Source organism: Natrinema salinisoli (assembly GCF_020405205.1).
Lineage (GTDB): Archaea > Halobacteriota > Halobacteria > Halobacteriales > Natrialbaceae > Natrinema > Natrinema salinisoli.
In genome coordinates this window covers 3,161,636-3,173,503 of record NZ_CP084469.1, presented here as the reverse complement: position 1 = coordinate 3,173,503, position 11,868 = coordinate 3,161,636, and the positions used below count along the sequence as shown (strand labels likewise).

Annotated in this window: 10 protein-coding genes; 5 read left to right on the top strand and 5 right to left on the bottom strand. The window is 67.2% G+C overall.

What is annotated here, in order from left to right; all coding sequences use genetic code 11:
* The first annotated feature begins 321 nt into the window (after window positions 1-321).
* Window positions 322-1,668, top strand: a complete 1,347-nt coding sequence (hemL, locus tag LDB05_RS15600) for a glutamate-1-semialdehyde 2,1-aminomutase (protein WP_226004912.1) — start codon at window positions 322-324, stop codon at window positions 1,666-1,668.
* A 30-nt stretch (window positions 1,669-1,698) separates the two neighbouring features.
* On the opposite strand, the gene LDB05_RS15595 is transcribed toward hemL, so the two are convergent.
* From LDB05_RS15595 to LDB05_RS15585, 3 genes are all read right to left on the bottom strand, one after another.
* Window positions 1,699-2,880 (bottom strand): sensor histidine kinase, encoded by a 1,182-nt coding sequence (locus LDB05_RS15595; protein WP_226004911.1) that lies wholly within the window; start codon window positions 2,878-2,880, stop codon window positions 1,699-1,701.
* 83 nt (window positions 2,881-2,963) lie between these two features.
* Window positions 2,964-5,282 (bottom strand): nitric-oxide reductase large subunit, encoded by a 2,319-nt coding sequence (locus LDB05_RS15590; RefSeq protein WP_226004910.1) that lies wholly within the window; start codon window positions 5,280-5,282, stop codon window positions 2,964-2,966.
* A gap of 198 nt (window positions 5,283-5,480) precedes the next feature.
* Window positions 5,481-5,846 (bottom strand): group I truncated hemoglobin, encoded by a 366-nt coding sequence (locus LDB05_RS15585; RefSeq protein ID WP_226004909.1) that lies wholly within the window; start codon window positions 5,844-5,846, stop codon window positions 5,481-5,483.
* Between the two features lie 215 nt (window positions 5,847-6,061).
* On the opposite strand from LDB05_RS15585, the gene hemC reads away from it, so the two are divergent.
* The 4 genes from hemC to LDB05_RS15565 all read left to right on the top strand — a co-directional run bounded on the left by hemC (window position 6,062) and on the right by LDB05_RS15565 (window position 10,112).
* The gene (gene hemC / locus LDB05_RS15580; RefSeq protein ID WP_226004908.1) at window positions 6,062-7,204 is read left to right on the top strand and encodes a hydroxymethylbilane synthase; all 1,143 of its coding nucleotides are present in this window, start codon (window positions 6,062-6,064) and stop codon (window positions 7,202-7,204) included.
* Window positions 7,205-7,218: 14 nt separating this feature from the next.
* A complete protein-coding gene (gene cobA, locus LDB05_RS15575) occupies window positions 7,219-8,040 on the top strand; it encodes a uroporphyrinogen-III C-methyltransferase (protein ID WP_226004907.1) in 822 nt (273 codons plus the stop codon).
* Window positions 8,041-8,044: 4 nt separating this feature from the next.
* Window positions 8,045-8,953: a uroporphyrinogen-III synthase gene (locus LDB05_RS15570; protein ID WP_226004906.1), complete on the top strand. Its 909-nt coding sequence runs from the start codon at window positions 8,045-8,047 to the stop codon at window positions 8,951-8,953.
* Between the two features lie 67 nt (window positions 8,954-9,020).
* Window positions 9,021-10,112 carry a CapA family protein gene (locus LDB05_RS15565; protein WP_226004905.1) on the top strand — a complete coding sequence of 364 codons (1,092 nt, stop codon included), beginning with the start codon at window positions 9,021-9,023 and terminating at the stop codon, window positions 10,110-10,112.
* Between the two features lie 41 nt (window positions 10,113-10,153).
* On the opposite strand, the gene LDB05_RS15560 is transcribed toward LDB05_RS15565, so the two are convergent.
* Both LDB05_RS15560 and LDB05_RS15555 read right to left on the bottom strand, forming a co-directional pair.
* A complete protein-coding gene (locus LDB05_RS15560) occupies window positions 10,154-11,179 on the bottom strand; it encodes a YndJ family transporter (RefSeq protein ID WP_226004904.1) in 1,026 nt (341 codons plus the stop codon).
* Window positions 11,176-11,853 (bottom strand): DUF4166 domain-containing protein, encoded by a 678-nt coding sequence (locus LDB05_RS15555; RefSeq protein WP_226004903.1) that lies wholly within the window; start codon window positions 11,851-11,853, stop codon window positions 11,176-11,178. Before LDB05_RS15555 ends, LDB05_RS15560 begins: the two co-directional genes overlap by 4 nt.
* Between the last annotated feature and the right edge of the window lie 15 nt (window positions 11,854-11,868).

Below are 11,868 nucleotides of genomic sequence, written 5' to 3'. Positions count from 1 at the left end.
GCGACCCACGTATCACGGTGACCTCTGACAATCAGCGTTCGGCACTTCGACGCCCGTCCGAACCGGGCGTCACGTCGGCTGTGGGCACTCCGGTTCACGGCCGACCCCGTGTAGTCCGCTGTGGTTTCGATCGGACACGCTGTACTGGGTTCGACGCAGTCCGTGTCGCTCTTTTCGCGTGCCATCAACGTACCTCGAGCCGCGGGTATCGCGTGTCCGCCGACGAAACGCGGGAGTGAGGGGGGCCACGTTCGGCGGCGAGTCGGCGGTTCGGAGACGGACCTCGGTACTACTTTGCCGCCCGAATCCGAAGGCCCGCGCATGACCGAGGACAACTCACGCGAGCTGTACGACCGGGCGCTGTCGGTGATGCCCGGCGGCGTCAACTCCGCGGTTCGCGCGGCGATCGAGCCGTATCCGTTTTTCGTGCAAAAGGGAGACGGCGGCCACGTTATCGACGCGGACGGCAATCGCTACATCGACTGGGTGATGGGACTGGGCCCGCTGTTGCTGGGTCACGACCTTCCCGAGCCGGTTCGGGCGGCCGTCCAGCAGAAGGCCAGTGAAGGCCCGATGTACGGCACCCCGACGGAGGTCGAAGTTGACCTCGCGGAGTTCGTCGTCCGCCACGTGCCGAGCGTCGAGAAGATCCGCTTCGTCAACTCCGGGACCGAGGCGACGGTCTCGGCGGTGCGACTCGCGCGCGGCTATACCGGTCGGAACAAGATCGTCGTCATGCAGGGCGGCTACCACGGCGCACAGGAGTCGACGCTGGTCGAGGGCGACGCGGAGAATCCGAAGCCGTCCTCGGCGGGCATCCCGCAGTCGTTCGCCGAACACACCATCCCGGTGCCGTTCAACGACGAGAAGGCGATGCGGGACGCCTTCGAGAAACACGGTGACGATATCGCGGCCGTCCTCACCGAGCCCATTCTTGGCAACTACGGTATCGTCTACCCCGAGGAGGGCTACCACGAATTCCTCCGCGATATCACCGACGAGTACGGCTCCCTGCTGATCTTCGACGAAGTGATCACCGGCTTCCGCGTCGGCGGCCTCGGCTGCGCCCAGAGCGAGTTCGGGATCACGCCCGATCTGACGACCTTCGGGAAGATCATCGGCGGCGGCTTCCCCGTCGGCGCGATCGGCGGCCGCGCCGAAATCGTCGAGGGCTTCACGCCCTCCGGCGACGTCTTCCAGGCCGGTACCTTCTCCGGCCACCCCGTCACCATGGCCGCCGGCCTCGAGACCCTGCAATTCGCCGCGGAAAACGACGTCTACGACCACGTCAACGGGCTCGGCCACCGGCTCCGAAGCGGACTACAGGACATCGTCGCCGATCAGGCCCCCAGCTACACCGTCACCGGCACCGACAGCATGTTCAAGGTAATATTCACCCGAGACGGACCGGGGCCGGATTCCCTGGAAGAACAGTGCGAGGCCGGCTGTCGACAGGACCCGACCTGTCCCCGTTACGACTACTGTCCGAAAAACGCCGGGGACGTCAAAAACGCCGAAACCGAACGCTGGCGGCGCATCTTCTGGGGGAAAATGAAAGAGCAGGACGTCTTCCTCTCGCAGAACCAGTTCGAGTGTCAGTTCGTCAGTTACGGCCACACCGAGGAGGACGTCGAAGAGACGCTCGAGGCGTACAAGGAAGCGCTGTAGTCGAATCCGACCGGAGCGACTCGAGGTCGATCACTCGGACGAAAGTGCTGCCAGTCCGCTCTCTTCGGACGAACCGCCCGGTTCGGGCGAGACGGCCGGGAGTTCGACGACGAAGCGGCTCCCCTCGGGACCGGTGTCGACGAGTTCGACGGTCCCGTCGTAGCGGCTGACCAGCTGGTCGACCAGGTAGAGTCCCAGTCCGTGCGTGCTGCCGTGACTTTCGACCCGGTCGAAGAGCGAATCGATCTCCGAGTCGGGGATCCCGGGACCGTTGTCCGCGATTTCGAACCGAACGGTGTCGGGACCGGGCTCGACAGTGACCGTGACGCGCGGGGTCGCAGCGTCGTTGTGCTCGACCGCGTTCGAGAGGAGATTGCCGAAGATACGGGGGAGCAAGTCGTCGGCGCGGACGAGGACGTCCGGCGGAATCGAGGCCTCCACGTCGATCTCTTCCCATGCGTTCTCCAGTTTTCGAACTTCGGCCCGCACCACTCGAGTGGCGTTGACCGGCTCGAGCTGGAAGTTCCCGTCGGTGGTCTGGAGGAGGATACGCACGTCGTCGATCACCGTCGACATGTCCTCGGAGTGATCGATGACGATCTCGAGCCACCGACGGCTGCGGTCGTCCAGCGACGACTCCTCCTCGAGGACCTGCGACGCGTAGCCGTTGATGACCGTCGCGGTGTTCAACACCTCGTGGCGGAGAATGCCGTTGAGGTAATCGAGGTAGTCCCGTTGAGCCTCGACGTGTTCCGTTCGGAGGGCCGCGCGTTCGGCGGCCAGAGCGCGCTCGATGGCGCGGCCTTCGAGACAGCCGATGAGCAATCCGGTCCCAGCGCCGAAAGCCGCGGCCCACCGACCCCACGAGAAGATGACGAGCCAGGATCCGGACGGAATGACGAACATGAGGAGGACGTTGACGATCAGGAAGGTGAGCAAGCCGCCGAGACACCACCCCGCGATGCGCGGGTAGCGTGCCGACGAGAGCGCGGACGAACGGAGCCAGTAACCGGCGTACGTGATGCCGATCAGGAACGGCATCGTCGTAAGGACGCCGACGAGGAACTCGCTATCGTCGACGGATGTCGGATCGAACGCGTAGAGGAGAGCGATTTCACCGAGCACGACGGACGTCAGTGAGAGTCCAAACCCGATCAAATACGTCGGAATCCGGTCTCTCGAGAGTAAACTGCCGTCCGACGACCATCGCATACCCTGCTAACGACAGTCGACACTGTTAGCAGTTCCGGCCGTCGGAGGGCGATACCCGACGACGACACGGAACGGGCCGGCCGTCAGTCGTCGTCGCCGACCGGCTCGACGGCGTCGCGGTCGCCGAAGATCCGGTCGGCGATAACGTGGCTACTCGTCTCGCCGGCGGTCGCCTTCCGCTGGAAGAGCAGCTTCGCGGCGACGTCCCAGGCGAAGAGGACCGCACCGGCGATCAACAGCGTGTCGCCGGGCATGCGCAGCCAGAACAGCGTCTGGATCAGCCCGCCGCTGTAGAACTCGAGGCTGCGCGCCGCGGCGTAGCTCTGGGTGAACGCGGTCTCGAGCTGGAGGAAGCCGATGGGGAGCAGGGAGAGGAAGATCATCAGCGCCAGCCCGACGTTACAGCACCAGAACGACCAGCGCAGGCGTCGGCTGGACCAGGCCTCGGCGCGGGTGGTCAGCCGGAGGATGTAGACGGCCATCCCCATCGCGAGCAGGCCGAACGCACCGAACATCGCGCCGTGGGCGTGGGCCACGGTGAGGTAGGTCCCGGTCTGGTAGTAGCTGATCAGCGGGAGGTTGATGAAGAAGCCGATGACCCCCGCGCCGAAGAAGTTCCAGACGCTCGAGGCCACGATGAAGTAGAAGGCCATCCGGTAGGGGAAGTCGGTGCCCGCGGTGTCCATCGCGCGGTATTGTCCCAGCGCCTCGTAGAGGATGAACAGGAGCGGGATGAACTCGAGCGTCGAGAAGACGCTGCCGATGGGCAGCCAGGCCTCGGGGAGGCCGACCCACCAGTAGTGGTGGGAGACGCCGATGATGCCACTGCCCATGACGAGGGCGGCCTGGAAGATGACGGCCTTCTCGGCGGACTTCTTGGCGAGGAGGTTCATCGAGACCAGCGTGAGCGCGATGACGACGACGATGAAGAACTCGAAGACGCCCTCGACCCACATGTGGACGACCCACCAGCGCCAGAACTCGGTGGTGACGATGTTGGTCTGGGGCGTGTAGAGGAAGCCGGCGATGAACAGCAGGCCGATCGAGCCGCCGGCGTAGACGATCATGTGGGCGAGCCCGTAGCGGGGCTCGCGGTCCAGCAGCGGCTTGAACCCGCGGGCCACGAGGGCGGTCCAGCCGAGGAAGCCCGCGAGCAGTCCGAACTGCCAGACGCGGCCGATCTCGAGGTACTCGAGGCCCTCGTTACCCAGCAGCCACCAGAGCTGGTCGCCGAAGTAGTTGTGGATGCCGAGCCAGATGCCGGCCAGTCCGCCAACGGCGACGACGAGCAACGCGCCGATCAGCCCCTTGACATACAGGGCCTGTTTGGGCGGTTCGCGACCGGTCAGCAGCGGGGCGAGGAACAGGCCCGCGCCGAGCCACATGGTGGCGATCCAGAGGACCCCGAGGTCGACGTGCCAGGTCCGGGCGATCGACCAGGGCAGCCACTGGAGGATGTCGACACCGATCAACTCCCGCATCCCGAAGAAGCCGTCGCGCTCGACGTAGTAGTGAGCGAGCAAGCCGCCGAGGAACGTCTGGGCGGCGAACAGCAGTGCGCCGATCAGTATGAACCGCGTGCTCAACAGCTGGCTCGGCGTCAGATCGATTTCGCTGGGGTGAGGGATCGAAACGCCCGCGGCGTCGGGCTCGGGGATCTCGATGGACTGGTAGAGCCAGATCGCGACGCCCGCACCGCCGACCAGCAACACCATCGCGATGACGCTCCAGGTCATCACCGGACCGCCGGCCGCGTTCCCCGCGGCGGGCGAGTACGGCCAGTCGTTGGTGAACGACGCCTCGGATCCGGGGCGATCGGTGTGCGAGATCCAGGCGGTCCACAGCGCGAAGTCAGCGAACTCCTCCGCTTCCTCGGCGCTCGGCACCTGTCCCTCGGGGATCCCGCGCTCGCGGTCGCCCTCGTGGTAGCGTTCGACGTACTCCTCGCGGACCTGCTGATGGGCGTAGACTTCGGCGGCGGAGTATTCGACCCGCTCGGGCTCGTAACTACTCGACTGGAGTTCCTGCCGGACCTGCTGGTCGATCCCGGCCTGCGTCGACGCGTCGAGGGCCGCGTACTCCTCGCCGTGGCGCTCCTGCGCGTAATACTCGCGCATGTGCTCGGTCTTCAACTCGAGCGCGTTGGCGGTGTAGTCGGTGTCGTAGTAACTACCGTGGCCCAGAATCGAGCCCTGATTCATCAAGCCGTTCTCCTGGAACACCGTCTTCCCGGACTGGACGTCGTCGCTCGTCGCGACCGTTTCGCCCTCCGGCCCGACGATCGTGTCGGGGATCGCCGGTTCGTTCGCATACGAGAGCCACGCCCCACCGCCCATAACGATGAGGTTCACGACGAAGATCGTCGCGAGAAACGTGGCGAGTTGTTTCCTGGATATCTGCATGACACCTGCAACTCGAACGGAAAGCCCCGTCAAACGGCCCGTGAATTCCTACGATCTGGAAAAAGGGGCGAACAGGTTCGCGAAAGCGGTTAGGAGAGGGGAGTTCGTAGCCGGTGGTGTCCCCGTTCGCTATTGCTTGCGGGCGAAGAAGAGAACCGATTCGCTGTTCGCCGCCTGGACCGATCCACCGCGGCAGGGTCAGTCGGCCGCCGTGACGATCGCGTCCTGATAGCCCGCGATCTCCTCGAGGACCGCCTCGCGGTCGTCCTCGTCGACGTCGAACTCGGCGAGCGCGTCGTCGAGGTGGGTCGCGATCGCCCGGAAGTCCGCCGGCGTGATGCCCATATCCGCGTGAACGTCTTCCATCTCCCCGCCGGAGTATTCGACCGGGCCGCCGGTGACCGAACTGATGAACTGGGCCTGGTGTGCGCGTTGTTTCTGCATATCGACGTCGTCGAAGTAGCCTGCGACCTGATCGTCCGCCATGACTCGGTCGTAGAACTCGTCGACGACGGCCGTGATCGCGTCTTCGCCACCGAGTCGCTCGTAGAGGGTTTCTGCCATCCGTCGAAATATATTCGTCTCAAGTAGTATAAATAGCATCCCGAATCCGTTTTGCAAAAATATTGTGTGTGAATACCACCCACAACGTTGCGGTCGATCCGGCCGGACGACCCCGACGATCGGTTCTCGATCGAAATCGCTCGTGTTGGTTTCTCATGCCTCCCTCGCGTCGGACAAGCGTGCGCTTTTCATACTCGAGGCTCCGACGGATGCCTATGAGAACGCGCGGGACGCTGCGACTGGCGACGAGGGGGTCCGCACTCGCCCGGCGACAGGCCTCGCTGGTACAAGACGCCCTGGAGGAGCGCCGGTACGAGGTCGAACTCGTCACCGTCGACACGACCGGGGACCAGATCAGAGACGAGTTGATTCACCGGCTCGGGAAGACGGGCGCGTTCGTCCGCGAGCTGGACGAACGGGTCCTCGAGGGGGAGCTCGACGCCGCGGTCCACTCGATGAAGGACATGCCGACCGAACAGCCGACGGAGCTCGTGACCGCCGCGGTTCCCGAGCGAGGACGACCGGGTGACGTCCTCATCACGCCCGACGGGACGACGCTCGAGGAACTGCCCGCCGGCGCGACCGTCGGCACCTCGAGTCTCCGTCGGCGCGCGCAACTGCTCTCGGAGCGGTCGGACATCGAGGTCGAGCCGCTGCGCGGGAACGTCGATACGCGCATCGAGAAGCTGCTCGCGCCCGCGCTGCAGGAGGAACACCGGAAGCGGACGGAAGCCGACAAGGAGCGCAAGGGGAACACAGGCGACGAGGATTTCGAGGCCGAGTACGACCGCACCACCGACGAGTGGTTCGACGACCTCTCCGAACTCGAGAAGGGCGCGCTCGGCCGCGAGGTCGAGACGGAGTACGACGCGATCGTCCTCGCGCGGGCCGGGCTCGAGCGCAGCGGGCTCGCCCACCACGTCGACTACCAGGAGCTCCCGACGTCGACGTTCGTCCCGGCGCCGGGACAGGGGGCGCTCGCGGTGACCGCACCCGACGGGGAGACGGCCCGCGATATTCAGACCGCGATCGATCACCCGCGGAGTCGCGTCGAGACGACCGTCGAGCGGACGATCCTGGCGGAACTGGGCGGCGGCTGTATCGCTCCGGTCGGCATCTACGCGGTCGTTCAGGGCGAGTACGTCCACGCGACGGTCAGCGTCTTCGACCGCGACGGCGAGGAGTCGGTTACCGGGAGTCGGGACCTCCCGATCGAAACCCACGCCGAAGCGGCCCGCGAGTTCGCACGGGACCTCGCGGACCGCGGGGCGGCGGCCCTGATCGAACGGGCCCGCGAAGACGCCGAGGGTGACGGCGACGAGAGCGTCTCCGAGGAAGATAAGCCCGAGGGGAAGTAGCTAGCGAGTACCGAATGTCAGACAACGCTATCGACGCCGAACCGGGTACCGTCTACCTCGTCGGCAGCGGCCCCGGCGACCCCGATCTTTTGACCGTCAAGGCGAAGCGGCTGCTCGAGACCGCCGACGTCGTCCTCCACGACAAACTCCCCGGCCCGGAGATCATCGAGACCCTGCCGAACGACCGCCGCGAGGACGTCGGGAAGCGCGCCGGCGGCGAGCGCACGCCCCAGTCGGAGATCAACGAGCGGCTGGTCGAACTCGCCCGCGAGGGGAAGTCCGTGGTCCGACTCAAGGGCGGCGACTCCTTCGTCTTCGGTCGCGGCGGCGAAGAGGCCGAGTACCTGGCGGCTCACGAGGTCCCCTTCGAAGTCGTTCCCGCGGTCACCTCCGCCATCGCCGCGCCCGCGGTGGCCGGGGTTCCGGTCACCCACCGCGATCACGCCTCCTCGGTTTCCTTCGTCACGGGCCACGAGGACCCCACCAAGGAGGAGTCGGCCGTCGATTGGGAGGCCCTGGCCGCCACCGGCGGGACGATCGTCGTGCTGATGGGCGTCGGTCGGCTCCCGGACTACACCAAAGCGCTGCTCGAGGCGGGGATGGCCCCCGAGACGCCGGTCGCGCTCGTCGAGCGCGGCACCTGGCCCGGCCAGCAGGTCGCGACGGGGACGCTCGAGACCATCGTCGACGCCCGCGACGAGGCGGACATCTCGCCGCCCGCGGTGACCGTGATCGGCGACGTCGCCGGGACGCGGGACTCGATCGTCGAGTTCCTGCAGAACGACTACGGCACGCCCGCCGATGGCGACGGCAACGACAACGAACTGGAGGGGTGAACGAATGCGCGACACGCCCACGGTGGCCGTCTTCCGTCCCGACGACGATCGCCTCGAGCGAGCCGTCGACCTCCTCGCAGAGCTGGGAGCCGACCCGGTCCCCGATCCGATGCTCGCGGTCGAGGCGACCGGCGCGACGCCCCGAACCGACGCCGACTACGTCGTCTTCACGAGCAAGACCGGCGCGGAGCTCGTCTCCGATGCGGGCTGGGAACCGACCGGCGAAACCGTCTGTGCGATCGGTCCCGCGACGGCCGACGCGCTTCGCGAGGAAGGGTACGACGTCGATCTCGTCCCCGAGGAGTTCACCTCGAGCGGGCTGGTCGCGGCGCTCGAGGGGGGCGCGGAGCCACGCTCCGCGGAACGAGCGAGTAGCGCGGAACGGAGTTCCGCGGACAGTCACGCGGCGAAGTCGTTCGAGACGGCGAAGCCGTCTCGTGATGACGGAAGCCGCGAAGCGGCTTCCGAACCACCGCGAGACGACGGCGATGAGCCGCGAGCCATGGTCGACGGCGCGCGCGTCGAAGTCGCCCGCAGCGATCACGGCAGTCCAGTGTTGCTCGAGGGCCTCGCGGACGCGGGCGCGTACGTCCACGAAACGATTCTCTACCGGCTGGTTCGACCCGACGGCAGCGGCGAGTCGGCGTCCCTGGCAGCCGAGGGCGCGCTCGACGCCGCCTGTTTCACGTCTTCGTTGACGGTCGACCATTTGCTCGAGGCTGCGGCCGACCGTGGAATCCGCGAGGAGACGCTCGAGGGGCTTGCGGACGCCGTCGTCGGCGTCATCGGCGAGCCGACGGCCGAGACGGCCGCGGCGAACGGCGTCGACGTCGATCTGGTCGCGAGCGAGGCCACGTTCGACCGGCTCGCGGCCGAAACGGTCGACGCAGCGACGGTGGCGACCGACGAATGACGGTCCCGAAAGCCCGGTCCTCGGCTCGAGACGTGAGGGAAGGGACACGCGCTCGGTCGTCGAACCGATGAGCCGACACCGCCGAGCGTTCCTCGCGGCCGTCGGAACCGCAGCGTCGGCCGGATGCACAGCGCCGATGGCCGAGCCGACCGCGTTCGAAGACCACGAGCGACACGAAACGACGATCGGATTCGCCGGCGACGCGATGCTCGGCCGCAACGTCGACGGTCGCTACCGACGCGCCGGCGTCGATCCCGCGGGCGTCTGGGGCGACCTTCGATCCCGCCTCGCGTCCCTCGACGGCGTCTGCTGTAACCTCGAGTGTTGCCTGTCGACGCGGGGCGAACGGTTCCCCGACCGGACGTACTACTTTCGAGCCGATCCCGAGTGGGCGGTCCCCGCGCTCGAGGCGGGGAACGTCCGATTCGCGTCGCTGGCGAACAACCACGCGATGGACTACGGTCAGGTCGCACTACGGGACACGATCGACGCGCTCGAGGCGGGCGGGATCGACCGGGCGGGTGCCGGAGAGACGCCGGCAGCGGCCCGCGCGCCAGCGACGGTTTCCATCGGCGACGTCGACGTCGTCGTCGTCTCGTTCGCGGATCACTACGCAACGTACGCTGCGACCGAGGATCGGCCCGGAACGGCCTACGTACGGATGGATCCGAACGATCCGGAGACGCGTCGCATCGTCGGAGATGCGATCGACCGCGCGAACGCGACCGATCCGGATCTGGTCGTCGCCTCCGTCCACTGGGGGCCGAACTGGGTCGAGTACCCCGACGACCGGCTCGTCGCGTTCGGCCACTGGCTCGTCGAACGGGGCGTCGACCTCGTCCACGGCCACAGCGCCCACGTCGTTCAGGGGGTCGAGCGGTACGAGGACGGCGTCATTCTCCACGACACAGGGGATATCGTGGACGATTATATTACCAAGGAGGACCTGCGAAACGACCGGAGTTTCCTCTTCGAGGTCGGGCTCGAGGGCGGGACTCTCGAGGAGCTCCGGCTCGTCCCGGTCGTCATCGACGACAGACGCGTCGACCGAGCCGACGCGGACGCAGCGGCGTGGCTTCAGGAAACCATGCGCGACCGATCGGCGCCGTTCGAGACGACCTACGATCGGGACGGCGACGATCTGGTTCTCTCGCTGTGAGTCGGACGCCCTCGCGGTATGGAATCGACGTGTCGCCGGAGTCAGTCCTCGAGCAGTCGGAACGCCAGCAGGGCCGGGAGCGCGAATCCGAGGGCGTTGACGCTCCCGTGCCAGCGGATCATCTCGGGAATCGTGACGAGCGACGGCGTCCCGGGAACAGCGGAATACGCGAAGGCGACCGCCAGCGCCATCGTCCAGCACAGCGACAGTGCAGCGACGGCGAGCAACAGACCCGACGGTCGTGGCACTTCCGGCACGGCGTCTCGGAGCGTGCGCAGCGCGAATCCCACGACGCCGGCGGTGAACGCGGTGACGGCGACGACCTCGACCAGCGACGAGAACGTGATTCCGATCGCGATCAGGACGATGCCGGCGACGATGACGACCGTCCCCGCAGCCGTCGTTCGTCCCGCGATCGTCGCTGGAAACCTGCCGTCTTCTCCCGTCAGGATTCGACCAGTCAGCCCGACCACGAGCGGCAACGCGAACCCGGCGTAGTGGAAGTGGACGCCCGTCAGCAGAACGATGATCGGCGCGAACCGGAGACTGACGCCGGCAGCGTGCATGCAGAGAAACGTCGCAGCGACCGGCACGTACAGCAAGCCGGCGTCGATCGCGAGTTCGGGTAGCGGACCGCCGCGGCGGGCGGTGAACCGTCCGAGTCCACAGAGCGCGACCGCGCCGGTGACGCCGAGCCACGGGACGGCGAGTGCGACCGCGGCGAGCGATCCCTGCGGCGCGGCGAGCGCGGCGACGATCGCCAGCGCGGCCGGCAGCTGTCCGAGGACGGCGATTCGGTAGGACACCCTCACGGCGGTCGCGTCTCGAGGCAGGTCGACCAACCCGACGCCCAGGGGGACGATGACCAGTGCAGCGAGTGCCACGTACAGTCCCGGGGCAGCGAGAGAGATCACGCCGCCGAGCGTGCCCGCGACGAGTCCGAGCCAGACCGCACCGCCCGCCGCTGCGGTCAGGTCGGTGACGCGCCGCCCGGCGATTCTGGGGCGGGGACGAACGGTCGTCGACGGCGCCGGTGTTCGAGCAGCGGTCGTCTGGCGGTCGCTCACGCGTTCTCACCCGGAAGCTCGACGCCGCCGAGGGCCGGCCGCGGTGTGGCGTGGTCCTCGAGCGGCCGGAACTCGTTCCGGAACGCACCCTCGTACTCGAAGACGGTGCCGAGCAACGGGGAGGTGATCGCGGCCGAAACGCGAAACCGGTCGTCCTCGTCGTCGTACCAGTCGCGGAGCCGTCCGTCGACCGCCAGCGGGGAGGAGAGCGTGAAATATCGGCCGCCCATTCGGATCCACTGCGTGCCGATCGAGAGCGCCAGCGCCCCGTCCTCGGCAGTGATGTGGAGATCGGCGGCGATGCGTCCGTGCCTGCCGAAGAGATCGGTCAGACACCCTCGAGCGGGGTTCCACCGGAGCGTGTCCACGAACGTCCGCGGCGGCGACGTGTCGAAGCGCCGGCGAAGGACGAGCGCCTCGTTGCCGTCGTCGTCGACGAACGGCTCCGTGACGATCGTAAACGGAACGTCGGTACCGCGCTCTGGAAAGAGGAAATCGTCGAACGCGCCGAGCCAGAGCGCCGGCACCGCGAGCGGATGCCGATCGAGATCGTGCATTCGGCCGACGCCCACCGCCTCGCGGTTTTCACCTGACTCGAGTCCGTACCGGTCCCGGACGCGGGGATGGAGCGTCCGCCACTCGTCGCCGACCTCGCGCTCGAACAGCCCGGTCACGGCGATCCCTCCGCT